Source organism: Alteromonas aestuariivivens (assembly GCF_003367475.1).
In the GTDB taxonomy this organism is placed as follows: Bacteria; Pseudomonadota; Gammaproteobacteria; order Enterobacterales; family Alteromonadaceae; genus Alteromonas; species Alteromonas aestuariivivens.
On record NZ_QRHA01000001.1, the window covers coordinates 622313 to 648062 of the forward strand.

The 25750-nt window shown below is 51.5% G+C and carries 17 protein-coding genes; 9 read left to right on the forward strand and 8 right to left on the reverse strand.

The window, feature by feature from the left end; genetic code table 11:
• Nucleotides 1-86 precede the first annotated feature (86 nt).
• A complete protein-coding gene (locus tag DXV75_RS02610) occupies nucleotides 87-863 on the reverse strand; it encodes a 3-keto-disaccharide hydrolase (protein WP_181898328.1) in 777 nt (258 codons plus the stop codon).
• 276 nt (nucleotides 864-1139) lie between these two features.
• On the opposite strand from DXV75_RS02610, the gene DXV75_RS02615 reads away from it, so the two are divergent.
• The gene (locus DXV75_RS02615; RefSeq protein WP_115591649.1) at nucleotides 1140-2798 is read left to right on the forward strand and encodes a glycoside hydrolase family 43 protein; all 1659 of its coding nucleotides are present in this window, start codon (nucleotides 1140-1142) and stop codon (nucleotides 2796-2798) included.
• A gap of 101 nt (nucleotides 2799-2899) precedes the next feature.
• Here the strand turns inward: DXV75_RS02615 and DXV75_RS02620 are convergent, their stop codons facing one another.
• Nucleotides 2900-4225: a glycoside hydrolase family 27 protein gene (locus DXV75_RS02620; RefSeq protein ID WP_181898329.1), complete on the reverse strand. Its 1326-nt coding sequence runs from the start codon at nucleotides 4223-4225 to the stop codon at nucleotides 2900-2902.
• 11 nt (nucleotides 4226-4236) lie between these two features.
• Complete coding sequence (locus tag DXV75_RS02625) at nucleotides 4237-6003, reverse strand: SLC5 family protein (protein WP_115591764.1); 1767 nt, start codon at nucleotides 6001-6003, stop codon at nucleotides 4237-4239.
• A 556-nt stretch (nucleotides 6004-6559) separates the two neighbouring features.
• Between DXV75_RS02625 and DXV75_RS02630 the strand changes: the two genes are divergently transcribed.
• The 7 genes from DXV75_RS02630 to DXV75_RS02660 all read left to right on the forward strand — a co-directional run bounded on the left by DXV75_RS02630 (nucleotide 6560) and on the right by DXV75_RS02660 (nucleotide 18040).
• Nucleotides 6560-8032 (forward strand): arylsulfatase, encoded by a 1473-nt coding sequence (locus DXV75_RS02630; RefSeq protein ID WP_181898330.1) that lies wholly within the window; start codon nucleotides 6560-6562, stop codon nucleotides 8030-8032.
• Nucleotides 8033-8041: 9 nt separating this feature from the next.
• Nucleotides 8042-9511, forward strand: coding sequence for an arylsulfatase (locus DXV75_RS02635; RefSeq protein ID WP_115591652.1), 1470 nt, complete (start codon nucleotides 8042-8044; stop codon nucleotides 9509-9511).
• Nucleotides 9512-9539: 28 nt separating this feature from the next.
• Entirely contained in the window at nucleotides 9540-11171 is a 1632-nt protein-coding gene (locus DXV75_RS02640; protein ID WP_115591653.1) for a sodium:solute symporter, read from the forward strand.
• Nucleotides 11172-11256: 85 nt separating this feature from the next.
• Nucleotides 11257-12897 (forward strand): sulfatase-like hydrolase/transferase, encoded by a 1641-nt coding sequence (locus DXV75_RS02645; protein WP_115591654.1) that lies wholly within the window; start codon nucleotides 11257-11259, stop codon nucleotides 12895-12897.
• Between the two features lie 10 nt (nucleotides 12898-12907).
• Nucleotides 12908-13705 carry a 3-keto-disaccharide hydrolase gene (locus DXV75_RS02650; RefSeq protein ID WP_115591655.1) on the forward strand — a complete coding sequence of 266 codons (798 nt, stop codon included), beginning with the start codon at nucleotides 12908-12910 and terminating at the stop codon, nucleotides 13703-13705.
• 80 nt (nucleotides 13706-13785) lie between these two features.
• The gene (locus DXV75_RS02655) at nucleotides 13786-14451 is read left to right on the forward strand and encodes a ThuA domain-containing protein (RefSeq protein WP_181898331.1); all 666 of its coding nucleotides are present in this window, start codon (nucleotides 13786-13788) and stop codon (nucleotides 14449-14451) included.
• A gap of 331 nt (nucleotides 14452-14782) precedes the next feature.
• Nucleotides 14783-18040 carry a TonB-dependent receptor gene (locus tag DXV75_RS02660; RefSeq protein WP_115591657.1) on the forward strand — a complete coding sequence of 1086 codons (3258 nt, stop codon included), beginning with the start codon at nucleotides 14783-14785 and terminating at the stop codon, nucleotides 18038-18040.
• Nucleotides 18041-18385: 345 nt separating this feature from the next.
• Here the strand turns inward: DXV75_RS02660 and DXV75_RS02665 are convergent, their stop codons facing one another.
• The 5 genes from DXV75_RS02665 to DXV75_RS02685 form a co-directional block, all read right to left on the reverse strand.
• Nucleotides 18386-18802, reverse strand: a complete 417-nt coding sequence (locus DXV75_RS02665) for a hypothetical protein (RefSeq protein ID WP_115591658.1) — start codon at nucleotides 18800-18802, stop codon at nucleotides 18386-18388.
• Between the two features lie 353 nt (nucleotides 18803-19155).
• Nucleotides 19156-19521 carry a hypothetical protein gene (locus DXV75_RS02670; RefSeq protein WP_115591659.1) on the reverse strand — a complete coding sequence of 122 codons (366 nt, stop codon included), beginning with the start codon at nucleotides 19519-19521 and terminating at the stop codon, nucleotides 19156-19158.
• A gap of 12 nt (nucleotides 19522-19533) precedes the next feature.
• Nucleotides 19534-20652 (reverse strand): family 43 glycosylhydrolase, encoded by a 1119-nt coding sequence (locus DXV75_RS02675; RefSeq protein WP_115591660.1) that lies wholly within the window; start codon nucleotides 20650-20652, stop codon nucleotides 19534-19536.
• A gap of 72 nt (nucleotides 20653-20724) precedes the next feature.
• A complete protein-coding gene (locus tag DXV75_RS02680) occupies nucleotides 20725-21990 on the reverse strand; it encodes a nucleoside hydrolase-like domain-containing protein (protein WP_115591661.1) in 1266 nt (421 codons plus the stop codon).
• A gap of 59 nt (nucleotides 21991-22049) precedes the next feature.
• Complete coding sequence (locus DXV75_RS02685) at nucleotides 22050-23615, reverse strand: glycoside hydrolase family 27 protein (RefSeq protein WP_115591662.1); 1566 nt, start codon at nucleotides 23613-23615, stop codon at nucleotides 22050-22052.
• Nucleotides 23616-23849: 234 nt separating this feature from the next.
• Between DXV75_RS02685 and DXV75_RS02690 the strand changes: the two genes are divergently transcribed.
• A complete protein-coding gene (locus tag DXV75_RS02690; RefSeq protein ID WP_220272495.1) occupies nucleotides 23850-25742 on the forward strand; it encodes a glycoside hydrolase family 2 protein in 1893 nt (630 codons plus the stop codon).
• The last annotated feature ends 8 nt before the right edge of the window (nucleotides 25743-25750 follow it).

The window sequence follows — 25750 nt, forward strand, 5'->3', positions numbered from 1 at the left end:
TCATTCCAATAACCCGGTTATATGGGCTAATTCAAAGCATTACCGGTGCCTGTGAATAAGCGTGTCGCAGGTTTCTGCTACTGAGCTTACTGCCCCGATGTAGGCAGCGAGCGTATTCGTATGTTGCGATAAAATACCTCTGCGCCTTCAGCTTGTAGCAGCAATTTGCCCGAGGTGAGTGGGGCCCATTGCTGTGTTGAATCATCCCAGCGCCGAAAATCCGCAATCTGCATTACGGTAATGCCGTTGACCCTATGAATAGCTCTATCGCCTTCGACGATAATTTCGAGACGGTTCCAGCCAGATACCTCAGACGGCTGATTATGTCGAATGCGCAGGATTTTCCCGGCTACACCGGTTGCAATCCAGCGTTGCTCGACGGCGTGGGGAAGGTAGCTGTAGTGTGCCACCTGACCGTTAGCAGCCGGTGTATGGCTCCCCGGGTCCAGCCAGGCGCTGACCTGGGTTCCAATGGTATAGGTATCGCCGGTTTCTCCCTCCTGGATCTGACTTTCCACACTCAGAGGCCAGGCGGGCCTTCCCTGGCCATGCACGTGGTAGAGCAGGCCTGCATCACGCAGAAGTTCAACCCTTGGCTGAAATTTGGCTACACCCCAGCGGTATTCAAGTGACAGATGATAGTGGGAAAAGGACTGCTTGCTCACCAATGCCGCAAACGGCTGGGCACTGCCATTTTCCTTACCGGCGTACACATGAATGGCGCCGTTTTCCACTTTAAAGTAATTTTCTGCGCTGTCGTCCGCTTGGTGGTGCTTGATAAGAATCGCGTCCCAGCCCTCAAGATCGCAGCCATTAAACAGTGGCTGCCAGTCTGCCCCCTGTGTGGCTAACGGTAAGGCCACGACCAGCCAGGCCAGACGGCTCCGTTTTGAAAACGAACAGAAAGGCAAGCAGGCTGACCAACATGCCCGGAAATGTAGCAGCGATCTTCTCATGATCTTTATTCCAATGGTGGTTTCTGCGCAGCCAGCATGCACATGCAATCAGGTTGAAAAGGTTAATGATATGTTATATATAATACAATATTAACTATAAGGCCAGAATAAAGGATTGCCGCCGTGATAGGTTTTGGAAGACATTGTGTGAGAGTGGCCCGATGGGCAGGGGTTGGTGCTCTAATGGCAGCATGTTTGCTGCCGGTTGAAGCAAATGAAACCTTGCCTTCGGTTTGCTTTGAAAATCCGGTATTGCCTGGGTTTCATCCTGATCCTTCCATCGTGCGTGTTGGAGACGACTTTTATCTGGTTAACTCCTCGTTTGAATGGTTTCCCGGTGTCCCAATCTTCCACAGTAAGGATTTGGTTAACTGGCGTCAGATAGGCCATGTGCTCAACCGCCCGTCCCAACTGAATATGGTAAAAAACCGGCCGTCCTCCGGGATTTGGGCGCCAACCATTCGCTATCAAGACGGCCTTTTTTACGTGGTGGTGACCTGTAAACAATGCCAGAACAGTGAGCATGAGAGTAACAATCTGTTTGTTACCGCCAAAGATCCGGCGGGCTCCTGGTCGGAACCTGTCTGGATAAAGGGCGCCAAAGGCATCGACCCCACTTTATTTTGGGACGATGATGGCAAGCCCTACTATCTGGGAACAACTCATGATGAAAGCATCGGCGGGCCCCGTAAATGGCCAACCGAAGACAGAGTCTACATTCAGCCGATTGACCTTGAGACTGGCTATCTTACCGGTGAGCCAACCATTTTGCTGAACGGCCACGCTCAGAATGCCCGTTTTGCTGAAGGGCCCCATTTGTATCGCCGGGATGGCAAATACATTGTGATGATTGCCGAAGGGGGAACCTGGAACTCACATGCCATAACGGTGTTTGAATCTGATAAGCTGCTCGGTCCCTATCAACCGCAGCAAATTAACCCGGTTCTGACCCATCGTCACCTCGGCAACGACGCCCAAATTACCACCCTGGGCCACGCTGATTTGGTAGATACGCCTGATGGAGACTGGTGGGCAGTTATGTTGGGTGTGAGGCCCCGTTCCAACGGCAATTATTATCTTGGCAGGGAGACTTTTCTGACGTCGGTGTCCTGGCAGGGCACCACGCCAATTTTTAATCCCGGATTCGGGCGGGTGTTTTTGCGTGAGCAACGCCCGGATTTAGAACCCGAGATGTGGGTAAAAAACCACAGAGACGAGTTTGATGGCACCGAGTTGGCGCTGCACTGGAATTTCTTGCGTACCCCACAATCGGATTTTTACCGTATCAGTGACGGTCAGTTGCTGTTGAAAGCCAAGCCTGTAGCGTTAACCGAGCAGGACAATCCGGCGCTGGTAGCTCAGCGCATTACTTCACACTATCAGCAATTTGGCACTCAACTGGATTTTCAGCCGCAAGCAGAGCATGAGGCGGCAGGACTGACCCTGTACCAAAACGATCGGTTTCACTACCGGCTGGAACGGTTTGTCGGCGGTGTTCGCCTGATACGAGCCTACAACACAGATCGCAAGCAACTGGCTGAGACGGTTGTCGCTAGTGCCGATTACCGCGAGCCCTCGGTTCAGCTGTGGGCAAAACTGACCGGTGATGACATTCAGTTTCTGTTCGGTGAAGACAGGCAAAGTTTGCAACCGCTTGGTGAACTCCAAAGTGTGGATGCTATCAGTACCAATCACAGTGGTGGATTTATTGGTGCTTACGCGGGCGTGTTTCATACTGGGAGCTTGTCTGGCAGTTGGGCCGGATTTGACTGGTTTGATGCAGCTCCATTAGCTACCCGGGATACTCTGCCTCTAACTGAGTACAACCCCCTGTGCAACTGAGAAAAGCAGCCGCAGCTTTTTGCTGCGGCGGGTTTTTGACTTAATTTTTCGCCTTACCGGCCTGGAAGGAGTTTCAGAGCCGGTAAGGCGGTCTGGCCATATCAGGCCAGTTTCAACAGCACCGAATCGTGTGCGCCCAGAGTCACACTTACGTGCTGATTGTCGGCGCTCACGCTGTAGCGTTGCCAGACATCCTGCGCACTCTGGCGAAGTTTGCCTGGCAGGGCGCTGAATTCAAATGTAAACGTGTGCTGTATGTCGTTGGTATTGAGTATGGCGACATAGGCGGCATCGGTAAGGGTACTCTGGGCAAACCAGAATTCACCGCCGGATTGGGAAAACAGCCGGTGGTTGTTGGTGGAATGCTGGTTCACGCTGATGGCATCCGAATTAGTCAGCAGCGGCAGAATCTCCGCGCGGCTGCGAGGCAGATCGCCCCCAATCATGAGCGGAGAACGGCAGATGCACCATAAGGTCATCAGGGTATGCAGTTCGGCCTCGTTGAAGTTGGAATGGCGATTGGCCTCACCCGATTCGCCTCTTGGCATGAACCCAATCGGCAACATGTCCGCATCCGGCCAGTGTCCGCTGATGGCGAACGGTGCCCAAATTGCGCAGCGCTGCATCTGCTTTTTCAGGGATCCCCATTCATCCCAGAAATCTGCTGAAATACGCCACAGGTTAGCGTGGTTTCGCAGGTGATTGATGAGCGTTGTTTCGGGGCCACCGGGGGACAGGCTGAGCAACATGTCCCGCCCGCAGGACTTGATCGCTGAGGCAATACCTTCAATGTCATCAACCCGGTACGGGGAGCCTGTTCCGGTCGGGGAACCGTCACTGTTATGCACTTCATGCCAGGCGTTGACATCGTCGGCTTTGATGTAGTCAACACCCCATTGGGCGTAGAGTTCAAAAATAGAATCGTAGTAGGCCTGGGCTTGCGGCAGGGCAAAATTCAGGGTTTGCATGCTGTTAAACCAGGGGCAGTTTTCCCGGTCGTAGGCAATTTGATCAGCAGTGACCCGTGTGCCCTTGACCGGGGTTTTCTGCTTCACCGCCTGCAGGGGAATGCCGCGCATTATATGCAGGCCGAACTTAAGGCCCAGGCTGTGCACGTAGTCGGCGAGGGGTTTTAATCCCTGTCCATTTGCTGATGAGGGAAATTTCTCCGGGCAAGGCAAAAAGCGGCCGAACTCGTCGATGACTACCGGAATATCATCCTGCTTGTAGTTGTAGCGATCGGCGCCGGGTGCATACCAGCCCAGATCCAGAACCACATATTCCCAGCCAAAAGGCTTAAGGTGCTCGGCAATAAATTTTGCGTTCTCACGCATCTCTTGTTCGTTAATGGTAACGGAAAACCCGTCCCAGCTGTTCCAGCCCATCGGCGGGGTGCTGGCCAATCGAGAGTTAAAATGTGATTTCATAATAATTTGCATCAAAGATAGACAGAGAATAAACCAATAAAACCGAGCATCAGCAGGATGCAGAGACCTGACCATGTAGTGACGCTGTTGTACCAGCGATTACCCAGTCCTTCACGAATATTCAGACCATGGATATTGAAAGTCAGGTCGTCGGTTACCTGTTCCGGGCGGGCAGGTGCAAGCAGTTTGCCCAGAGCCACACACAAAAACATACAGAACAACCAATTGATGACCCCCTGATTTGCATACGGGATCAGAATGTCCGGCGCCGAGCCGGTGTTGACCAGCACTTTAATGCCAATACCAAAAGCAAAGCCACTGCAGACGGTTATCAGTGCCGCTGAACCTCCAAGGCGCTTCCAAAAGGTGCCTAGCAGGAAGACCGCTGAAAACGGTGGGGCAAAGAAGGTAAAGAGTTCCTGAATGTAGGCAAACAAACTGATTTTTTGCGTGCTTAGCCAGATGCCCAGTGCAATTGCACTGACCAGCAGCACAAAGGTGGTGACACGCCCGAGTTTGACCAGTGATTTTTCGTCTGCCTCAGGTGCGTAGAAACGCTTGTAGAAATCCATAGTAATCACCGCTGAGGTTGAAGTCAGCACGGCACTTACGGTTGACTGAATGGCTCCAAACAGTGCCGCTATCAGCAACCCTTTGAGGCCAAGTGGGATAACCTCTGACACCAGCGCAACGTAGGTTTGGTCGGCAGTTTGGCGAATGTCATTGATGCTGCTGCCGCCCAGTATGATCTGGGGGTGCATGGCAAAGTAAATCAGGCCGGGAACTACCACGATAAACGGCAACAATAGCTTCAGGTAGCCAGCGAAGGTAATGCCCATTCGGGCGTGGTACATGTCCCGGGCCGCAAACACCCGCTGGATCAGAAATTGGTTAATGACTGTGTACCACAGCCCGATATAAAAGAAACTCAGGATCCAGTGGGTCCAGGGTACCAGTTGGTGGGTGAGTGGCTGGATCACAGATAGCCTGTCATAACCGGAGGTTCCAATCGCTTCCTCACTGATATGACTGACCGCACTAGACCAGATACCCGTTTCAGCGCGGTTACGTTCCAGCATAACGCTGATCCCATTCAGCACGTCTCCGTCACCCAGAGCCAGTAATCCAAATACGGTCACCGAAGTACCGCCGATGATCATCACCATTATGGTTATAAAATCCATCCAGGCGACGGACTTTAGCCCACCCCAGATTGCCCAGATCCCGGCCAGGATGCCGATGAGTGCAATAGCGACATAACGCCCTTGGGGGCCGGGTTCCCAGCCCATCAGGCTGTTGATATCCAGAATGGCGTCCAACGCCAGCCCTCCGCCATAGATAACCGGGGCCAGGAAAGCAAACACGTTGGCAATAACCGTAACCGTGGCAAAAAATACTCTTAATTGACGGTTGAAGCGACGTTCCAGAAATTCAGGTGCGGTGAATACCTTGGCGGAGAACAAAAAGGGAATGAAGATCCACACCATGAAGGTGAAGGCTATGACTGTACTCCATTCACCCGTGGCGACTGCAATGCCGTAGATAAACGCAGCCCCGACCAGCCCAATAAAGTGTTCGGTGCTGATGTTGGCTGCAATGTAGGAGGACCCCACCACATACCAGGGTAGCGAGCGACCGGCAAGAAAATAGTCTTCTGTGCTGGTTTGAACCGCCGATTTCTGGCGCTGGCCGGCCAGGTAGCCAACCAGACTAATAATCAAAAAGTAAGCAAAGAAAAAACCCCAGTCGGTAAGTTGCAGGCTGATGATTTCTTGCATGACGACTCCGTTATCCCACGCTGGAAATTTAAAATGAGATATAATATTACAAATACTTTTACTGACGTCCAGCCATTTGTTAACGGTTTGATGCCAAAGTGATCGCCCCAGATAACACCCGTTCACTGCAGGCTTTTCAAGCGGGTCTCTCAGGAGCATCAGAAAGTTTCTTTCCGACATGCCGCAACGGTCACCCGCCTCCCCTGTACACAGGGTAGTAATTAACTTAGTATCTCCTTGCGTATTATTCAGTTAGCGCTGCGTATGGTTTTCGGCGTACTGGGAGACTGGGCGCGGTCTTCAGGTATGTATGCCGCTCTCTGCGTCGCTAGCCTCGCGGTTATTCTTTCAGGTAGTTGTTGGAACTCCCGATTTTTTACATTCCGGTAACAGATAATGGTTGCTGAGTTAATTGTAATATAATATCTTTAAAGATATGTTTAATGATGTGATATAGGGAGCACCTGAAATGGGGCAAAACCGCATACGGATGGTCGGCTTATGGTTGCTGGCAACCTCCGTTCTTTCGGCTTGTTCCGCCGAGCCTGAGTCGGCTGTGAACCAACAAATTAGCACGCAAACGGTTTCTTCTCTAAATGAAAAGCCGAATCTGGTTTTTATTCTGGCGGATGACATTGGTTTTAACGATCTGTCAGTCAATGGCCAGCTGCATTTCCGTACCCCCAACCTGGATCAATTGGCCGCGCAGGGGACCCGGTTTACCAATTTTTATGCAGGCTCTGCCGTTTGTGCTCCTTCTCGAAGCGTATTGATGACAGGTCAGCACAGCGGTCGCACACCAGTGCGCGCGAATTTTATGACCCTGACTGACGAACAAGGCAACGAGACTTACAAAGGGCGCAGTTTTGAACCCGAGGAAATCCTGGTTTCCGAAGTGCTCAAGGATGCCGGTTATCAAACCGGACTGGTCGGAAAGTGGGGACTCGGTGAGGCCAATGACAGCGGTCATCCTAATAAGCAAGGGTTTGACTACTTCTTTGGTTTTCTGAACCACGTCCACGCCCACAATCATTTTACTGACTTCCTTTGGCGCAATGATGAACAGGTGCCGTTAAACAACAAGCCCAAAAAAGTGGATTGTGCCTATTGCTACAAATTTGATTTTGAGGGCACCGTGACGCCCGAGGAAGAGCGTTTCGAATACGTAGACGAGCGCTTGCGTGAAGAAGCCTTGTCGTTTATCGAGCGCAGTGCGACCTCGGATCAGCCCTTCTTCCTGTTCTATTCACTTATTTCTCCCCACGCCAATAATGAAGCTGATCAGGTGGAGTGGGCCCATGGCCTTGAAGTGCCGGACTATGGTGAATTCGCTGATAAACCCTGGCCAGAAACCGCCAAGGGGTATGCAGCCATGATGCGTCATATCGACAACTCTGTGGGGGCGGTGGTTGAGAAGCTCGAAGCTTTGGGAATTGCAGACAATACCATCATAATCTTTACCGGTGACAACGGGCCGCACGCAGAAGGCGGCAATGATCCGGATTTCCACGATTCAAACGGCGAATTGCGCGGAATCAAACGTGATTTGTACGAAGGTGGCATTCGTATGCCCACCATTGCATGGGGGCCCGGTCTGGTACCTTCCGGGCGCACCAGCGACCACATGGCTTACTTTGGTGATGTAATGGCAACCTATGCCGAACTGGCCAACGGGCAGTTGCCTGGCAACCTCGATTCCATCAGCTTTGCTTCTGAATTGCTCGGGCAAGAGCAAACAGAGCAACACGACTATCTGTACTGGGAGTTTCATCTGCACGGGTCTTCCCAGGCCGTGCGGCAGGGTAAGTGGAAGGCTATTCGATTACCGCTGAAAACCGGTCCAATCGAACTGTATGATCTCAGCGTTGACCCGGGTGAGACCCATGATGTGGCTGCCGAGCATCCGCAACTGGTGCAGCAGTTTGCCGCGATAATGGACGCGAACCATTTCCCCCATCCCAACTGGCCGGTAAGTACCAGTGATATGAGCCCTGACCGCAAGCGTCGTCAACTGGCATCCGAAGAATAAGGAGAGTACATGAACAGTTACAGTTTAATAGGTCGGTTGTGCCTGCTGGCTGGGGCAGTCAGCCTTGCCGCGTGCAGCCAGTCGACGATAAACGAACCCGCTTCAGAAACGTCTGCCGACAAACCGCTGAATATTGTCTGGATCATGGCAGACGATATGGGTTACGGCGATTTGGGTGTGTACGGACAGCAGAAAATCCAAACGCCCAATCTGGACGAAATGGCCCAGCAGGGCATGAAGTTTACTGATTTTTATGCCGGTACCACCGTATGTGCACCGTCCCGTTCGGTATTGATGACCGGTTTGCACATGGGCCATACACCGGTGCGAGGGAACGCAGACAAAACCATTCAAACCCTGGTGCCAGATGATTTTACTGTGGCCGAGTTGCTTCAGGATGCCGGATATCAAACCGCACTGATTGGCAAATGGGGGCTTGGGGATGATGGCAATACCGGACTACCCAATGACCAGGGCTTTGATTATTTCTTCGGTTACCTGAACCAGGTTCATGCCCACAATCACTACCCGGATTTTCTGTGGCGCAACAAGGAAAAAGTGCCATTGCCAAACGTTGTTGAGCCTGCACCCTTTGGTTATATGTCGTTCCACGGCGGTGTGGTAAGGCCGGAAAACCGCAAGGTGAATTCAAGCGATCTGTTCTATCAGGAGTCGGTTGAGTTCATTCAGAATGCCGGAGAAAAGCCGTTTTTCCTATACGTTTCATTGACTTCCCCGCACGCCAATAACGAAGCTGAGAAGGTCGACTGGGCCCACGGAATGGAAATTGATGACTACGGACAATACGCCGATCTTGACTGGCCGGAACCCGCCAAAGGCTACGCGGCTATGGTCAGCCGTATTGACGAAGGGGTCGGACAGATTCTGGATACACTCGAACAGCAAGGCCTGGCGGAAAATACACTGGTGATTTTCACCTCGGATAACGGCCCGCATGAGGAAGGCGGCAACGATCCGTACTTCTTTAATTCGTCTGGCCCGTTCAGCGGTACCAAGCGGGCGCTGACTGATGGGGGCATCCGCATGCCGTTTATTGCCTGGGGGCCGGGAATTGTGCCTGCCGGCAAGGTTTCCGATCATATCGGTTACTTTGGTGACCTGATGGCTACTGCCGCCGAAGCCGCAGGCGTTGAGGCGCCAGCCAATCTCGACAGTGTTTCTTTCCTGCCAGTGGTGACCGGCCAGGAAGAAGCCCAGCAGCAACACGAAATGCTGTACTTCGAATTTTACGAAATGGGTGGCATTCAGGCAGTGCGTTATGGCGATTACAAAGCCATTCGTACACCGTTCCACACCGGCCCGATCCAGCTATTCAATGTGGTCGACGATCCCAAGGAACAGCTGGACATTGCCGGGCAGAATCCTGAGATTGTGGCGCGGATTGCAACGTTCATGGATAAGGCCCATGTCCCTGATCCTCGCTGGACACCGTCTGCCGGTGCAGCAGGGCGTGACTAGAGAATAATGACAATAAGGTAAGTATTTTATGATTGAACTGAGTTCTGTTGACTGGGCGGTGCTGGCTGGGTTCTTTGCCCTGTTGGTCGCCGTGGTGTATTTTTCCATGCGCCAGAAAGAGGAAGACACCACCGATTACTTTCTGGCCGGGCGCAACGCCACCTGGCTGACGATAGGGGCGTCGATTTTTGCCTCGAACATTGGCTCAGAGCATTTGGTTGGCCTGTCCGGTGCCGGTGCATCGTCAGGAATGGCGCTGGCGCACTGGGAGCTGCAGTCCTATATCATCTTATTACTGGGCTGGGTTTTCGTGCCGTTTTACTGGAGCTCCGGCGTATACACCATGCCTGAATTCCTGCACCGTCGTTTTTCCGAACGCACGCGAACCTTCCTGGCGGCCGTTTCGATCATTAGCTATGTGTTGACCAAAGTGGCGGTGACTGTGTATGCCGGTGCGCTGGTTCTGCAGACGTTGCTGGGTATCGACACCATCTGGGGAATTGACTTTTTCTGGGTTGCCGCCATCGGTATGGTGGTAGTGACAGGTATCTACACCGTTTTGGGGGGCATGAAAGCCATCATGTGGACATCTGTGCTGCAAACGCCGGTATTGCTGATTGGCTCCATTGTGATCCTGTGGGTAGGCCTGGACAAGGTTGGAGGCTGGGCTGAAGTAGAGCGCCTGAATGCCGCCAACATGCACCTTATCCGCCCCTGGGATGATCCGGAATTCCCCTGGCCGGGCGTCATATTCGGTTCTTTCATTATTGGTTTTTGGTACTGGTGTACCGACCAGTACATTGTTCAGCGTGTGTTGTCCGCCAAGGGGATAAAAGAAGCCCGTCGCGGAACCATGTTCGCCGGTTATCTGAAGCTGTTGCCAGTGTTCATCTTTCTGGTGCCCGGAATGATCGCCTTTGCGCTGCAGCAAAAAGGGCTGATTTCCTACGATTCTTCCGATTCGGCCTTCGCAACGCTGGTTTCTGAGCTGTTACCGGTTGGGGTGAAAGGCATTGTAATTGGTGGTTTGCTGGCCGCCCTGATGTCGTCACTGGCATCCCTGTTCAACTCATCGGCGACTCTGTTTACCATCGATTTCTACAAGAAGTTTCATCCCAAAGCGTCCGAGAAACACCTTCTGCACATCGGCCGGCTTGCCACAGTGGTGATTGTGGTGCTGGGGATGCTGTGGATCCCACTTATGCTGGCTTTGTCGGCCAATCTGTTTGAGTATCTGCAGCAGGTTCAGGCTTTGATTGCTCCGGGGATTGCAGCGGTGTTCCTGTTAGGAATTTGCAGCAAGAAAATCACTGAAGCCGCCGGTTTCTGGGGCCTGGTGATTGGTTTTATTCTGGGAATGGCAAGGCTGGTGATGTCGTTCTTCGCTGACCAGTTAGCGCACATACCGCTTTTGGGCTGGTACGCCAACGCCAACTGGCTGTACATCTGTGTAAGCCTGTTCATTCTGGTGTGTGCACTTATGGTGCTGATCAGCCTGTTTACGCCTCAGGCCAAAACGGAGGATCTTCAGGGCCTTACTTTCCAGACCATGCCGGAAGAACTTAAAAGCGAAGTGAGAGCCGGTATAGATATCTGGGATGTGATTCATACCGGTGCCGTTCTGGGGATTACCTTGTTTATTTACTGGCGTTTCTTCTAAGCGCCTCATCCTGAAAATCACCGGGGTTTAACGCCCCGGTGTGCATTTCAGGCCTCACTAAAAGTGTGTTTGTGAAGGAGTTGATGTGAATTTTATAGTTCGTATTCAATGCTTTGTATTGTCTGTAGGTCTGGTCATTGGAGGCTGTGCCAGCCCAACCTCCCAGGAGCAACTGTCATCGCAAAGCGCCACCGACAAACCCAATTTTCTGTTCATCGCGGTAGACGACCTCAATGTTTACAACACGGTTCTTGGGGATCATGAAACCAGCTTTTTGCGCAAAGTGTACCCGGATGACTCTGTTCGCCAGTCCGTGATTGGGCGGCTGACTCCAAATCTGCAGGAACTGGCCCGCCAGGGAGTAACCTTTTCCAACGCGTACAGTGCCGCGCCCTTATGCGGACCTTCCCGCACCGCACTGCTAACAGGAGTGCCGCCCCATGTGTCTGGCTATTATCAGCATGATAGACATTTCAGGGCTTATTCTAGCTTAACCGACACAGTTACACTGCCCCAGTATCTGAAGCAGAATGGGTACTTTACCAGCGGCATCGGCAAAGTTTTTCATAAAGGTCGCAGCTATCTGGATCGTGGTTACTTTAGTGACTGGCCGGATCAGATTTATTCCTGGAGTCATTGGGTGGAAGTGAATTCTGGTACTTCCTCACAGCATGATTCTGTGCAGGACAATTCCGAACAGTTGAGTCGTTACTGGCACAACGATGGCAGTAAGCCCGCCTTCACGCGGTTTGGCGTCACACAGGTGCCGACGGAATTGTCGAACGATTACCTTAACGCCAGTCATATTGCCAATCTGATGGTCGATGGGCAGGCCACCCGCAAGGATGTGAACGGACAAATTCAGCAGGTTGTTTTACCTAAGGAACAGCCGTTTTTTCTGGCTGCAGGCATCTTCGCACCCCACTTACCCTGGGTGGTGGAGCAGCAGTATTACGATTTGTTTCCTCTCGAAGAGATGGCAATTGATGATGAGTTAATGGCGTGGCTTGAGTGGGATGCCCGTGATCTTGCTGACAGTGGCAAGAACCTGGTCAGTAAGAGCAGCTTTCAGGACATGCTGCAGTATGGTCTGACTTTGGATGGCGTGGGCGGGGATCTGAATGCCTGGAAGGCAAAGTTTCAGGCCTATCTGGCTACCATTGCCTATGCGGATCGGGCCTTGGGGGTACTCAGGGAGGCCATAGACCGTAACCCGCGTCGTGATAACACCATAGTGGTGCTGTGGAGTGATCACGGTTACCACGTGGGCGATAAGTTCCGTGAGGGCAAGATCACCTTATGGGAAGCGGCGAACCACGCCAATCTGCTGATCATTGATCCGCGACGCGAAAAAAATCAGACGGTTGAATCCCCGGTCAGCCTGCAGGACATTTACCCGACAGTGGTTTCTCTGGCAGGCCTGGGGCGACCTGAACATGTATATGGTGAGGACCTTACCGATATGTTGAAGCAGCCACAGGCCACCCGGGATCGTGTGATCCTGAACACCAACGGTGAGGGCAATCACGCTTTGAGGGATTTACAGTATCGCTATCTGCGTTATGCCAACGGTGATGAGGAACTGTACCAGATGATCAGTGATCCACTAGAACAAATTAACCTCGCGGGCCTTCCTGCCTTTGAACCAATTCTAAAAAAATACCGCCGCGCGCTGGAACAGGAACTGGCAAACCCGGCCGGGTATCATAAGACTAATCAAAAATAAGGACTAACCCATGCACTTTAATAAGCGCCTACTGTTGATATTATCTATGTTTACCGCGTCGGTTGTGGCAACTGAGCCGAAGGGCGAATGGCTGCCGCTATTCAACGGCAAGGACCTCAGTAACTGGGATCTCAAAATTCGCTCAGGGGATGCCGAGGAAGCTAAAAAGGTGTTCAGCGTGCACGATGGAATGGTGCACGTATTTCGTCATCACCCGGACAAATTTTCCCTCAACAGTGGCAGTGCCACCCATGGTCTGATGTATACCCAGACGGAATACAGCCGTTATATTTTTCGCTTCGAGTACAAATGGGGCGAAAAAATAATGAATAATTTCAGGCAGTTTCAGTACGACGCTGGGATGTACTATCATGTTTACAACGACAAGATCTGGCCTTTCGGTCTGGAATACCAAATTCGCTATGATCACACCACTAACACCAACCACACCGGTGACTTCTGGGCATCGAACGTTTCCATGCAGTGGTTTTCCGACGATGAAGGCAAGAACTTTGTCGCACCCTGGCAAGGAGGCAAACCGCAGGAAATTCGCCTGGGCGAGCATCGTGCACTGAAGGATGCCCCTTATCACGCATTGGACGGTCAATGGAACCAGGTTGAGGTTATCGTTATGGCAGATAAATACGCCATTCACAAACTCAACGGGGTGGTTGTCAATTACGCCACTGATTTTGATCACAGCGCTGGGTTGATAGGTCTGCAATCGGAAACGGCGGAGATTTTTTATCGTAATATCGAGATCCTGCCGTTAAATGAGTTCATTCCGGCCAGCGAGTTTTTGCCATGAAATGTCTGCCCAGGTTCATGCTTTGCTTTGTGGTTTTGCTGTGCGCCTGTCAGGCGACACCGCAGACTAAATCCATTTTAGTGTTTACTAAAACAGAAGGATTTCGCCATAAGGCAATTGAACCAGCGGTTGCTGCCCTTACTCAGTCGACTCCCCGCTATGGCTACCAGTTGGTAGTCACGGAGAATGCGTCGGATTTTAATCCGCAAAACCTTTCCCGCTATGCAACGGTGATGTTCCTGTTAACCACTGGAGATGTACTGGATGAACAGCAACAGCATGCGTTTGAAAATTATATAAGTAACGGCGGCAGCTTTGTGGGTGTCCATTCGGCCACCGACACGGAAAAACGGTGGCCTTGGTACGGGCAGTTGGTGGGCGCCCGTTTTATCGGCCATCCCAATCACCCCAATGTAAGGGAAGGGTTGGTTCATCCGGATGGCCATCCTCATCCCTCAATAGAGTTCCTCCCCGATCCCTGGCTGAAAGAGGATGAGTGGTATGAACTGGAGTACCTCAATCCTGCCATCCAGGCCCTGCTTTGGGTGGATGAGACCAGCTATAAACGCTCTGACGAGAATGCCAAACAGTCACTTCGACCGCTTGCCTGGGAACTGTCGATTGGTAAGGGCAGGGTGTTTTACACGGCTCTGGGGCATACCGCAGAGTCCTATCAGGACCCGCTGTTTTTGCAGCACCTATGGGGTGGGATCATTGCAGTAAATCAGCCACCTGTTCCTCAGTAACCACCTCGAGCCATTTCTTTAACGGCCAAAGTCATCGCCGATAACTGAATATATAATATTTTATTATTAATGATAATGGTCAAATGTTGACCATTATTGCGCATAATGAAGCGCTCAAAGTTGGTTATTTCTGCATTTATATGATTTTTTGATGATCGATTTTGACTATGTAAAGAAAAGGTAAATTTTTTTGGTCTGATAGATTGCGCTTTAATTATTATATTGTATTATATATTTTAATTGTTATGAAAAAGCACATTCTGTTTAACCCACACTAACACACAGTTCGCTGATTAGACGTTTGAGAACAGCGATATAAGGGAGTGACAACATGCAGTCAAAAACCATGCACAACAAACTGACCCTGAATACCAGCCTAATGCGTGCGACGTCTATGTCGCTGCTGGTGTTTGGTTTGTCATCCGGTGCGCTTGCCCAGGAACAGGCAGCAACCGAAACTCAGGCAACTGACGGCAGTGAAACCGTTGAAATTATTGAAGTGACCGGTATTCGTCGCTCTCTGTCAGACGCCATCATGGCCAAGCGTGCCGCCGACCAGATTATGGACGCCATTTCCGCCGAAGACATTGGTAAACTGCCTGACGACAACGTCGCCGAAGCCATGCAGCGTATTACTGGTGTCCAGATTGGGCGTACCGACGACGGCTCCGGTGGTAACTTCCAGGTTCGCGGTCTGAGCCAGAACCGGGTAGAAATCAATGGTCGCTCAGTGGTAGGAACGGGCTCTGATAACCGTGTAAACGCCTTTAACACTACATCTTCTTCTTTGTTCAAAGGCATCGAAGTTATTAAGTCGCCCACGGCGGATATGGTGGAAGGGGCGATTGGTGCAACGGTACGGCTGAATACCTTCCAGCCACTGGACTTTAAAAATCCGACCATCAGCGCAGCGGTAGAAGGCACACAGGATTCATTGCATGACGATGCCGGCTACGCAGCCAAAGGCTTCGTTACCGACAAGTGGGAACTGGATGGCGACGGTGAAATTGGTGTGCTACTTAATGTGTTTGCGGAAGAGCGCAATGTTCAGGTTGAAGGCATGGCAGTTGACTGGCGGGCCGCTCATAATAACCAGGACCGCAATTTACCGGCCGATCATGTTTTTGAACCCAATGAGTTTCTGGTTTACTCCCCTCGTCAGGCAAACGTAGAAAACCGCCCATACACTATTGACAAGAAAGGTTTGGATCTTACCTTCCAGTGGCAGGTTAACGACAGCCTGGAACTCTACAGCAATACTACGTATCAGGAATTCGAACGCGCCCGTAGCCAGGCCCGTCTAATCATGTTTGCGGAAAACGGTCAGGCCCGCTATCAGTCGGTAGATGACTATCAGATAGATTTGTTTGAACGTCAGGCCCGTGAGGGCGAGTTCTTTGATCAGAACGGTACGCCGGCGGAAGGTACGCTGCAGCGCGGTATCATATACGCCGGTCGCCTCGCTTTTCCCGGCGGTGCGCCGGGTCGTGCGGCAGCCAACTTTGAAATCATAGAAGAAACCCAAATCGCACAGGGCCTGGGAGCCAACTGGCAAATCAATGATTCCTTGCTAATGGAAGCCGAGTACGCGCTGTCGAAATCTGATTGGTACCGAGACAACCTTAATACTTCCTACAACGTTGGTGTGAGAAATCTTTTCCTTGTGCCAGATCCGGACAACCCGGGACAAATGATGGAATCGGGACTCAACCCGGATGTGGTGTTCGATCTTACTGATGCCACCGAAATGGGCCAGTACTATTTCGATATGGAGAAGTTTGCCAATGAACTGGGTATCCCGGCAGAAGAGGCGACTCTGGCTAATGTGGATCTGTTTAACTGGAATAACTTCTCCGGTTTGCTGACCGACCGTAACACCCAGGAGCAAAGCTTTAAACTGGATTTCAGTTACTTTATTGATGGCGACCATTTGTCTGGTATTAAATTTGGTGGCCGCTGGGCGGAATTTACCACCGATCGGGAAGAGTCTCGTTTGCAGGGCGCGGGTTGGAACAACCATTCCATCCGAAGTGGAGCCTATTTGAACTCGGACGGCATTGACTGGAACGGTAATGGTAACGATACAGACGGCAACCGCACCGATTTGGTATTGATTAACGAAGATTTGGATGGACTCGCGGATCGCTTCTTCCGCCCTACCGGTGACTTCCTTACCGATTTCAGTGGCCAGGTGACCACAGGGTTTATCGAGCCAGTTTACGACAGGGGATTGTGGACTGAGGTACTGGACACTTATTTCCCAGGTTTTGAAAACGAGTCGAGAACGGTTCTACCATGGCGCTGGGAACCCAACCTGACCTACCCCTATGACATTACTGAGGAAACTCAGGCGGTGTACTTCATGGCGGACTTTGACGGTACTCTTTTTGGCCTGCCATACAGTGCCAATGCCGGTGTCCGTGTGGTGAAAACCGAGGTGACTGCTGACGGTTATGGTGAAGATTTTGTCATAGACAGTGAGGGCTACTACTACGCTGATCGCAATGACATTGACGCTGAAGAAGCACGAGCAGCTGCCGCTGGTGAATTGCCCAACCCGGCCAACATTCCGCGCACGGAAGCCGGTGCAGTGGATGCGCAACTGGTTGCTGTTGTGACTCGTCGCAGTGTGGAAAATGATTACACCAACGTGCTGCCCAGTGCCAACATTAATCTAAATGTTGCAGAGAACATGTTTGTGCGCTTTGCCTACGCAGAGACCATTACCCGTCCTGATCCGGGCGACCTGGCGCCCGCACGCAGCATTCCTCAGGGCGGTGGCGGTACCGGTAATGAAGGTAATCCAAATCTGGAGCCCTTAAAAGCGAAGCAGTTTGATGTGAGCTGGGAGTGGTATTTGGATGAAATTACCAGTATTTCTGCGGCGTATTTCCATAAAGAATTGGAAGACTTCCTGCAAACCGAGTTTTTCACCTTACAATCTAAATCCGACACTGATGATGACGATATTGTCACCATTGGCTCCGATTTGGTTTCCATGCGCCGTGAAATCAATGGTGGCGACGGAACGGTTGACGGTATCGAACTGGCCTACCAAACCCAGTTTAGCAGTCTGCCCGCGCCGTTTGATGGCTTGGGTATGGTGGCGAACTACACCTATACGGACAGTTCACAGAAGTCTGGCTTTAATGAACTGACCGGAAGTGCTCTACCAGTTCCTGGACTGTCGGAAAACAGTTACAACCTGATTCTGTTCTATGAGAAAAACGGCTGGTCATTCCGAGCTGCGTATAATTACCGTGATTCTTTCTATGATGGAGATTCACTGGGTGTGACGGACCCCCAGTTGTACACGCAGGACCCTGGTGCTCTGGCGTTGGGTCAAGAACAATACATCGCTTATTCGCCGACTATTCCGGTGTTTAAGGATGCCATTGGGCGCCTCGACCTGTCCATGAGTTACACCTTCGAAAACAACTTGCGTATATACGCTCAAGCGCAAAATGCTAACGTTGAAACGGAGTACAGCTACGTGGGTATTCAGGACGAAACCAAGTATGCCCGTTCATTCAGCAATATTGGCTCGTTGTATAAGTTAGGTATAAGCTGGCGTGGTAACATGTTCTAAACCGCAGCCCGGTTTTGACTTAACCAAAATACAAAGGCCCGCTACGGGCCTTTCAGAGTGTTGATAAAGTTTGGCTATTCACATTAAACACTCTGCAGACTGGAGACAAACGTAGCGAGCGAAGAAAGTGCGAGGAAAAAGTCGCCGAAAAACCGCAGTTTACAAATGGTAAATGAGGATTTTGAGAAGACTTTTGACGCCGCAATTTCGAGCACAGTAGTTTGTCATCAGTCTGAAAGGCCCGTTACGGGCCTTTGTTGTATGAAGGGCAGATAGGTGAGTGTTCTTCACAAAAGCCTGAGACGTTGGCATGGCCACACCAGGCCGGACAATGCCCGTGCAACATCAGAAGCTGTAACGCACACCAATCGCGCTACTTAGCCCAAATTGGATTTCGTCATCATTCTGGCGGTGATCCTCGTCATGCATTTCCAGTTGCGGTGCCAGTTGCCCGTACAGCTCCCAGCCTCTGGCGAAATAAAACTTGATACCTAATGGCATTCTCAATCCGTAGTCATGTTCACCCATGTACGCGCCAGCGCCAAGGTACCAACTTAACGGAGCTGTTTGCTCGAAATTGCCCGCTTTAAACAGATAGTCAGCACTTACGCCGTCGTTTCCGGCAAATAATTGCACATTATCGATTTGTGCCGTCACTCCCAGGCCTTTGTCAATTCCAAGGCCGACTTTAAAAGTTGCGGAAGCCGAGAAGGGTAAAACCAAAGACAACGCTACTGCGAGGCGTACTGCTAGTAATTTCATAAAGATAACCAAATATTGTCATTGTTAAATTTTTCTATCCTGGCTCAGTGTAATAATACCTGGCCTGAAGATAAGTTTGGGCGGGGAACTTTGCAGATACTTATTTGGTATCACGCGCTGGCATCTTAGTTAACCCACAGGGGGGAGGCAAGGGAATATAGGCAGGGGTGATAGTGTTTGCCTGAATATCGTTCAAATAAGCGGTTTGGGAACCTGTTGAGAAATCAAACGAAAAAGAATGGGTGAGGGCACAGTGCCTAATAAACCAAGGGAAGAGAGACTGCGCCCCTGGTGCAGTCTTAAGTTGTTATAATTAAGCCCTAACCTGACCGCCGGTTTTGCACGGATTTAATCTACCTTCCCCGGTATTCACCGCTTGATACGGTTGCGGGTTCTTTGACTGTATGGCGTTGCCCATCTATCCACGCATGAGTTTGGAACCAGAACATACAGCCAAGGTTGCCATTTGATTCCCAACTTATCGGGTAGGTTACTACCTTGTCATACTGGTAATGACCAATCTTCCCAAGATTTGCCTTTTCAACTTCACTGACGTTTGTCACCTTGTCGTTGCAAATTATATAGCAAGCTGATGCTGCATCATTTGCACAGAAGGCCACTGCCGTTTTATCCGGGCTCCAGACTAGTGGATACGATTGTTCTATAGCAGCCGCTGGATTAGCAAAGATTGCTAAAAAAAGTGAAATATGTTGAATCATCCTTGCTTGCCTCTAGAATTGTTGCACTTCCTCAGGGCCCGGGTCGCGGTAACGTGCGTCTTTAATGGTAAAGACAATATTGCCGTCAGGGTCAGTAGAAAGCTCAAAAGGTACCAGCGTCGTGCCTTGGGGATTAATGGTATAGGCGTTGTCATGCTGGTTTTCCAAAGCTGTCAGAGATTCATGGCTGATGTATTTACCATTTAGAAATGCCGTCATCCACCAGTTACCGTTCTTGTCCTTAAAAGGCGTTCCATGACCCAAAAAGCGCCCCAACCATTGTCTTTTGCCGTAGGGACCTTGGATGTTGTCCGCTGTCGTATAGTATAAGTTGTAACTGCCTTTGCGCATAGAATCTGTGCTCCAAGCCGTGCCGAGCATAATATACTTTCCTGCGTGCCGGATGAGATAACAGCCCTCGTGGCCGATTTTGCGATCAGACGGTGAAATTACAATGGGGTCACCTTTAATGGTTGAGAATTGGTTTTCCATTTTAATTAATTCACAGGCTCTGTAGAGCAGGTACGATTGGCCATCGGTGTCCCGAAACAGGCTGGGATCATGTCGGTGACCCAATGCTGCGGGTTCGGTAGTTTCCTTATATGGTCCCATAATATTGTCAGAGGCGACAATAACGGCCTGTTGGGCGTTGGTGGTGTGGGTTATGTACCAGCGATTGTCCAGCCAGTGCAGTTCGGGGGCCCATAATAAAGGGGTCTGGTGCTGCCGTCCAAGCTCAGCCAGATTGTTATTGAATTTTTCAACCCAGGGTAACTGGCCCAATCGGTAGGGAACTCCTAACAGTTCCCAGTCAGCAAGGTTGGGGCTTCGCCATATCTCAACGCCCTCCTGACGATAGTTTTCGGCTGCGCCTCCGGTAATGTGGTGAAGCCGTGTTCCGGTTAGATAGTAGAAATTATCCGGCCCCAATATGATGTAAGGATCACGGATGAAGTTTGGGAAGGCGAGATGCACCGCACTATCGTGTTTAATCAGTGACTTCCTGGCTTCCGCCTGCAGGTGGAAGCGCGTGTCGGTTGCTCTATCTGAAGAGGCCTCGTTTTGAGGTGCCGCACATCCGCTGAGTATTAGCAGCGCAAACCAGAACCTCAATATTTGGTTGCTTGACATAATGTTATTCCTTTTGAGTATTACTGGCCCATTTTAGTTGTTCAAACCGGGTCAAAAGAGTGGTCAGGTTGATTACAGCCAGTACGTTTTTTGCCAGTTTTGGTAACTTATGGTTACCTGGTAAGCCTTTTCTTCCTGAACTGGCAGGCCTTCCAGACGATGGTTACCGCGGGGCAATTGCCCCTGTTCCACCTGCTTGCCGCTGGCATCTGTGATCATGTAGTTCATGCCATTGTAAGGCAGGTAGAGTTCGTAATGATCACGCTTGCGGTAGACATAGGTGAAGTATTCGGCAATGTGTGCGGTTGAAAACGGCTCCCCGGCCGCCAGCTGGCTGCGATGATTGAGGTCGGCCATGATGGCGGGAGCAGCCTGATAGAACCGCTGCTGATTGTCTGCTTCGAGCTGCTGCGACAGGCCACCATCCTGAGGATACAGGCTCGCCGACAAACCATCTATGCCACTCAATAACCAGTGGGTGGCGGCATCACTCTGATCGGGCTGGCCGAAATAGTATTTTGCACGGTAAAAAATCTGTCCCAGCCGGCTGAGGTCAAATTCCGCTTTTTCCTTCCACTGGTTGCTTCCGTTCACAATGCCGGTTTGCCCCACTGCACCCAATTCAATCAGAAAAACCCCGGATTGCTGAGCCGCTTGCTCGTGCAGGTAGTGGCAGGCTGCGCCATCGTCGCGGCAATTGGCTACATCAAAAGGCGCCTGCGGGCTACCCTGTGCGAGGCTGGACTTGGTCCAGTGTGAGACAAATCGCAGGTTTTTCAGTGTGTCGGTTGCGGAGGTATCCAGCAGGTGTTTTACCACAATGGCTGATTCTGTCATTGGCCCCCAGTTCAACACCCAGACCGGCTGTTGCCTGGCGTATTTCACCAGCGCTTTGACAGTAGGAAACTCGGTTAGATCAGTGTAATCCCGTTGCGGGTCAAATTTATGTGGCTGTGGCTGTTGTGTGAGCGATGACCAGTAAAAAGGAATCGTCGCCTGCATGTCCGGGTAATGTTCAATGAGCGCCTTTCTGTCGTGCTGATAGGCAGGAATAAAGGTTTGTTCTAAAAACGGCAGTGGATTGTGCAGATTTTTGCGATTGGTCGAGCCGACGACAACCGCTGCAATGTGATAACGGTTACTGCTCAGTAACAGCGACGCCAGTGAAACGATGTCGTCCGGGTCGTTTTGCGGGTGGCCACCGCTGCGGCGGTCTCTGGGGTCCGACAGGTCACTGTACACCCATACGTGAGGTTGGGTTTGTTCAGCGTTGGAATTCTGGGCAAGTGACAGGCCACTACCCAGTAACAGTCCGGCCAGCAGTAAGCTGCGTTTCATGCTTATTCCTCTTCAAAAAAAAGCGCCCATGTTAATGGGCGCAAGTGAGTTATTATCTTTTATTGGTTGTTGTGTTTGACAGGACCTTTGGGCGGAACCCAGGCCTCGGAAGAGCCGGGTATTCTGCTGAAGCGGTACAGGCCTGCTCCGTGGGCGGGCAGTACCCTGGAGAAACGTTGCTCAGCGGTGCCGATGTCTGCTTTGTTCCAAAGATCCCTGACTTTGTAAGCACCGCGCATGTCTTCCATATTGAACTCGAAGCCAACGGCTTTTTCTTCGTCCCCAAGGTTGAACAGGGCAATGAAGTAGTCGCCATTGCTTGGGTCCTCGGCAATCCAGGCGGCGTAGTATTTGTTAACGTTACCGGATTTGTCGGTTTCTTCATCCACACGGATGATCTGACGGTTGTTGCGGCTGTGCTGGTTTACGTACAGCACTTCATCGTTTTTGAAGAAGGTCTCGATGGTTTCCATTGGCGTGGTGTTCAGTTCTGCGCCAATCATCAATGGAGAGCGCGCGATGGTGAACAGCGTCATTAGCGTGTAATGTTCTTCCAGGGTAAATTTCGACATGCGCTCTTTACCGTGGGGGCGGTCATCCAGTGACAGACGGCCAAACGGGATCATATCGGCATCGGGCCAGGTGTGGTCGCCAATAAACGGTGACCATTTATCCATCAATTGGAAACTGCGGCGCAAATCCACCCAGCGGTCCCAGAAGTCGGCCGATACCCGCCACATGTTGGCGTTCTGTTCCAGGTGGTTGGCCTGGGCAATGGGGGCTTCCCCACAGGAAAGGCTCAGAACCATCGGGCGACCGGCGTTATCAATGGCCTTGCGCATCATCTCAATTTCGCCGCCGTAGTAACTGTGGAACGGCGCCCCGCATATGCCCATCATATCGTCTGCTTTGATGTAATCAACGCCCCATTCTGCGTACTGCTGAAACAGGGAATTGTAGAATTCCTGGGCCCCGTCCAGACGGTAGTCAATGCCGAACATATTATTGAGCCAGCCAGCATGATCATTGAATTTGCCAATGTCCCGTGCAGTTTTGTCTGTACCCAGAATCGGCGTATCCAGGTACCAGGCTTGTCTGTGCATGCCACGCATGATGTGAATACCGAATTTCATGCCCTTACTGTGCACATAGTCAGCCAGTGGTTTGAAACCCTTGCCATCTGCTGAAGAGGGAAAGCGCTCCGGGGCGGGTTGGAGGCGGCCATACTCGTCCAGCGTTACCGCCTCGGGGTATTTCATCGAACCGTCTTCGTTGAGGCGAATGTTGGGGTGACCAATTCGGCGCTCGTAATTCTCCGGGGTGTTGTGCGCGCCCGGAGCAGGATTCCACCAGATGTAATCAATCACTGCGTATTCCCAACCATGTTCCAGCAGGTTGTCAGCCATAAAATCCACGGTTTTACGAAAATCCTCTTCATTTATGCGACTGTCCCAGGCATCAAAGCTGTTCCAGCCCATTGGCGGGGTTTCGGCAACCTGGGTGAGCAGGCCCGAATTTTCCTGCGTTGAAATGGCCGCAGAGGCCTCCAGAGAGTCGGCCTGGCAGCCGCTTAACAGTGCGCTGCCCAGTAAGGCCGCGAGCAGTGTAGGTTTGAGTTGATTCATTATGACTTTGCCCTGCTTTTATGTTGCAAACAATACGTTAAAAAATTAAAGTTATAATAATACAAATAATTCTGTTGTAAATGCTTTCGGTAAAAATCCACTCATAGTCTCACAGAGCATTAACAAATGCCGTGGTGTCTGGCCGGTTCCAGCTGAACAGGGTATTTCAGCCGGGAATGGCCGTTGAGGATGCTAACCGGAATGGTGAAGAACACTTACCGGGAGGGGAATCGAATGAAGAAAGCCGTAACGCTGTTCTGTTGTTGGTTGGTGGTGAATCTGGCGCACGGGGCACGCCCTGACTGGCAGATTGCCGATGTTCCTCTTGCAACCCCCTGGGCTTCTGATGTCGACCCTGGCTCGGTGCTGGGCGAGTATCCAAGGCCGCTGATGCAGCGCTCACAGTGGCTGAACCTGAATGGCGTGTGGCAGTTTCAGCAGGCCGGGCCCGGCGATGCCTATCCGCAGCAGGCTCTGGCTGAGACCATTCTGGTACCGTTTGCCTGGGAGTCGGCATTATCAGGTCAGCGCAAGGTACTGAACACGCACCGGGCCTGGTACAAACGCACTTTTCGTGTGCCCGCCGCGTGGCAGGACAAACGTCTGCTACTGCACTTCGGTGCGGTGGACTGGCAGGCGCAGGTGTTCGTAAACGGGCGTTTTGTTGGTCAGCATCAGGGCGGGTTTGCGCCTTTCTCTTTTGACATCAGCGATTTTATCGTTGTTGGAGCGGAGCAGGAGGTGGCGGTAAATGTGTACGATCCGGGTTCCGCAGAGGGCGTCGCATTAGGGAAACAGGCTAACCAACGCTTTGCTGACCCAGGCCGTTATACCTATTCACCAGTTTCGGGGATCTGGCAAACCGTTTGGCTGGAACCAGTAGGTGAGCGTTACATCACTGCCCACAGGGCAGTCAGTGACATTGACCGGCAGACACTGACGGTACAGGCAGACGTTGATTCTCACCATGGGGATGGCTTAAGGCTGAGGGCTACGGCTTTTTGGCAGGGCAATCCCGTTGCGCAGGCTGTTGGCTCCCGGCTTGATCCCCTGGTGCTGGAGATTCCCCAGCCGCAGCTATGGTGGCCCCATTCGCCCAATCTGTACGACCTGAAACTGGAGTTGTTGGCGAGTGACAGCGACGAGGTTCTGGACCAGTTCACCAGCTACTTTGCGATGCGGAAAATTGCCATTGAGGACCGGATACGCAACCGTCGATCAGCGGTAAAGGTGCTGACCCTGAACCATAAGTTTGTGTTTCAGTTCGGGCCGCTGGATCAGGGCTACTGGCCGGATGGGCTTTACACTGCACCGACAGACGAAGCGCTCAGGTGGGACATCGAACAGGCTAAGAACTGGGGCTTTAACATGATCCGCAAGCACATCAAAGTCGAACCCCAGCGCTGGTATTACTGGGCGGACAAACTCGGCATGCTGGTATGGCAGGATTTGCCCAGCACTTTCAAACCCCGGTTTGAGTCAGAGAAAACCCAGTTCGAAACCGAAATCCAGCAAATCATCAAGTCGTTCTGGAATCATCCGTCGATCATTCAGTGGGTGGTATTCAACGAACACTGGGGGGCGTACGACGTAGAGCGGATCACCCGGAATGTGATGGCTCTGGATCAGACCCGCCTGGTCACAGGTAACAGTGGTATTGATGCCGGTGAGCCTGACATAGATTACGAAGTGGGCCACATCAAGGACAATCATCATTATCGCCCACCCACCAACCCGTTTGCCAACAATCGCCGTGCGGTCGTGAACGGTGAGTACGGGGCCATTGGTTACAAAATATCCGGCCATTTGTGGGACAGCGACGGCGAGTGGGTTCACCACAATTACGCTGGTAAACCGGAGGCAACAGAGGAATATCTGCGCTTCATTGGCATGTTGAACGAATTTAAACATAACGATGAATTGTCGGGGGCCGTATATACGCAGTGGACTGACGTCGAAAACGAAATGAACGGTCTGTACACCTATGATCGCAAGGTAGAAAAGCTCGACCATAAAAAGGTACGCGAAGCCAATTTATCGCTGTGGCAGAACGACCTGGGCGATTCGGTTGCATCGGCTCCCAAAGCTCTCAGTGAGGACGGAGGGCCTGAAAGTGTGTCTAATTAAGAGGGAAT

What these genes read in the sequence shown, in the direction of transcription:
- DXV75_RS02690 (WP_220272495.1), top strand. Translation starts at nt 23,850, where the DNA reads ATGAAGAAAGCCGTAACGCTGTTCTGTTGTTGGTTGGTGGTGAATCTG.
- DXV75_RS02685 (WP_115591662.1), bottom strand. Translation starts at nt 23,615, where the DNA reads ATGAATCAACTCAAACCTACACTGCTCGCGGCCTTACTGGGCAGCGCA.
- DXV75_RS02675 (WP_115591660.1), bottom strand. Translation starts at nt 20,652, where the DNA reads ATGTCAAGCAACCAAATATTGAGGTTCTGGTTTGCGCTGCTAATACTC.
- DXV75_RS02640 (WP_115591653.1), top strand. Translation starts at nt 9,540, where the DNA reads ATGATTGAACTGAGTTCTGTTGACTGGGCGGTGCTGGCTGGGTTCTTT.
- DXV75_RS02615 (WP_115591649.1), top strand. Translation starts at nt 1,140, where the DNA reads ATGGCAGCATGTTTGCTGCCGGTTGAAGCAAATGAAACCTTGCCTTCG.
- DXV75_RS02670 (WP_115591659.1), bottom strand. Translation starts at nt 19,521, where the DNA reads ATGATTCAACATATTTCACTTTTTTTAGCAATCTTTGCTAATCCAGCG.
- DXV75_RS02660 (WP_115591657.1), top strand. Translation starts at nt 14,783, where the DNA reads ATGCAGTCAAAAACCATGCACAACAAACTGACCCTGAATACCAGCCTA.
- DXV75_RS02620 (WP_181898329.1), bottom strand. Translation starts at nt 4,225, where the DNA reads ATGAAATCACATTTTAACTCTCGATTGGCCAGCACCCCGCCGATGGGC.
- DXV75_RS02680 (WP_115591661.1), bottom strand. Translation starts at nt 21,990, where the DNA reads ATGAAACGCAGCTTACTGCTGGCCGGACTGTTACTGGGTAGTGGCCTG.
- DXV75_RS02625 (WP_115591764.1), bottom strand. Translation starts at nt 6,003, where the DNA reads ATGCAAGAAATCATCAGCCTGCAACTTACCGACTGGGGTTTTTTCTTT.
- DXV75_RS02650 (WP_115591655.1), top strand. Translation starts at nt 12,908, where the DNA reads ATGCACTTTAATAAGCGCCTACTGTTGATATTATCTATGTTTACCGCG.
- DXV75_RS02635 (WP_115591652.1), top strand. Translation starts at nt 8,042, where the DNA reads ATGAACAGTTACAGTTTAATAGGTCGGTTGTGCCTGCTGGCTGGGGCA.
- DXV75_RS02665 (WP_115591658.1), bottom strand. Translation starts at nt 18,802, where the DNA reads ATGAAATTACTAGCAGTACGCCTCGCAGTAGCGTTGTCTTTGGTTTTA.